The following is a 2,340-nucleotide window of genomic DNA, read 5'->3' on the forward strand; positions in this document are numbered from 1 at the left end:
CCGCGCCACCGGCGACCAACCGCCACAGATCCTCCGGCGACTCCACCCCACCCGGATACCGGCACGCCATCCCCACGATCACGATGTCGTCGCCGGTCAACGGCTGGGCCACGGCGGCGGGAGCATCGCCCGCGCCGGCCAGACCCAGCGTGTCGAGGAGGTGATCGGCGAGGATCTGCGGGGTCGGGTAGTCGAACACCAGCGACGACCCCAGGTGCAGACCGGTAGCCGCGTTGATCCGGGTCTTCACCTCGACCGCGGTCACCGAGTCGATACCCAGGTCCCGGAACGCCGTCCCCGCCTCCACCTGGCCCGCACCCGCATAACCCAGCGCCTTCGCGGTCTGCGCCCGCACCAACGTCAGCAACTCCCGACGGCGCTCGGCCTCGGACAGACCCGCGAGGCGAGCGGTCAGCCCACGGTCCGCGACCGTCTCCTCGGCCACGACAAGCTCGCCGAACAGCGGCGCCGGTCGCTGCGCGGCGAACGTCGGCACGAACCGCGACCAGTCCACATCCGCGACAGTCGTCGTCACGTCACCGGCGTCGACGGCCAACGCCAGGGCCTGCATCGCCAGCTCGGGGTCCATCGCCGCCAGACCACGACGCGCCAGATAGTCCGCCGCACCGGCCTCCCCGGCCATCCCACCGTCGGCCCACGGACCCCACGCGACCGCCGTGCCCGGCTTGCCGGCGGCCCGCCGCGACTCCACCAGCGCGTCCAACGCCGCGTTTCCGGCCGCATACGCGGCCTGACCGCCGCTGCCCCACACCCCGGCGATCGACGAGAACACCAGGAACACATCGAGATCGTGGTCGGCGGTTGCCTCGTCCAGGTGCAACGCACCCGACACCTTCCCCGACACCACCGCCCCGAACGAGTCCTCGGTGACGTCGAGCAGGCTCTCCATGCCCGACACACCCGCCGCGTGCACCACACCGGCCAGATCCTCAATGCCAGCCACCACGTCGCGAACAGCGTTCCGGTCGGCGACGTCGCACGCCACCACCGAAGCCTCAGCGCCCATAACGGTCAGCTCGGCCACGAGATCGCCGGCACCGGGAGCCTGCTCGCCCCGCCGCGACACCAGCACCACCCGCGACGCCCCGCGCCCCACCACCCAGCGCGCCACCCGGGAACCCAAGGCACCCGTACCACCGGTGATCAACACCGTGCCCGACATCGACACCGGAGCCACTGATCCGACCGGCGCGGACGCCCGGAGCCTGCGCACGAACACCCCGGACGGGCGGACGGCCATCTGGTCCTCGCCGCCCCCGGCCAGCACCGCCGCGAACCGGCGACCGTCGCGCTCGCCCAGCACCGCCGGCACGTCGACCAGACCACCCCACGACTGCGGCAACTCCAGCGCGGCCACCCGACCCACGCCCCACACCGTCGACGCGGCGACGTCCGTCACCGACTCGGACCGACCCACCGCCACCGCACCCCGCGTCACCGCCCACACCGGCGCGGTGACACCAGCGGCGGTGACCTCCTGCACCGCGGCGACCAGCGGCCACGGCTCCCGGCCGACCCACACCACACCGCGTACATCCTCGACCGCCGCCGCCCGCACCACGTCGGCGCCGGCCGAGGACGGCACACACGCCACCTCGGCGCCGGCCGACGACAGCGCGGACACCACATCGTCAGCCCGCGTGTCGGACAGCACCAACCACCTACCGGACAGCACCGCAGGAGCCGGCTCCGCCATCGGCGCCCAACCGACCCGGTACCGCCAACCCTCCACCACGGTCTGCGAACGACGCCGGCGACGCCACGCGGACAGCGACGGCAGCAGGCCGTCCAACGCCGCCGCGTCGTCGGCGGCCAGGCCCAGCTCGGCGACGAGGCCGTCCCGGTCGGCGCTCTCCACCGCCGACCAGAAGCCGCTGTCGTCGTCGCCGGCCGCCGGTGCCGGCTCGGACGGGGTGAGCCAGTAGCGGTCCCGCTGGAACGGGTACGTGGGCAGGTCGACTGTCGTGCCGCCCCACTCGGCGAACATGGCCGGCCAGTCCACGTTCACGCCGGCGGTGTGCAGGCGACCCAGCGCGTCCAGCAGCGCCTCGGTCTCGTCCCGGTCCTTGCGTTGGGTCGCCACGCAGAGGCCGTCCGCGAGGGCGTCCTGGGCGGATCCGCTGAGCACGGCGGTCGGCCCCACCTCTACACAGCGGGTCACGCCGTGGGCGGCGAGCCACCGCATGCCGTCGGCGAAGCGCACCGCCTCGCGCACGTGCCGCACCCAGTAGCCGGCGGTGAACTGCTCAACCGGCTCACCGGTCAGGTTGGACACCACGGGGATGCGCGGCGCGGCGAAGTCGAGGTGCGCGATCGCGG

At 73.6% G+C, this 2,340-nt stretch carries 1 protein-coding gene; it reads right to left on the reverse strand.

From position 1 onward, the window contains the following. Positions 1-2,340 (reverse strand): SDR family NAD(P)-dependent oxidoreductase (locus AB0H28_RS29980; protein WP_358047487.1); only part of this gene is annotated, 2,340 nt, incomplete at both ends.

It is taken from the genome of Micromonospora sp. NPDC050980 (assembly GCF_040653835.1).
Lineage (GTDB): Bacteria > Actinomycetota > Actinomycetes > Mycobacteriales > Micromonosporaceae > Micromonospora.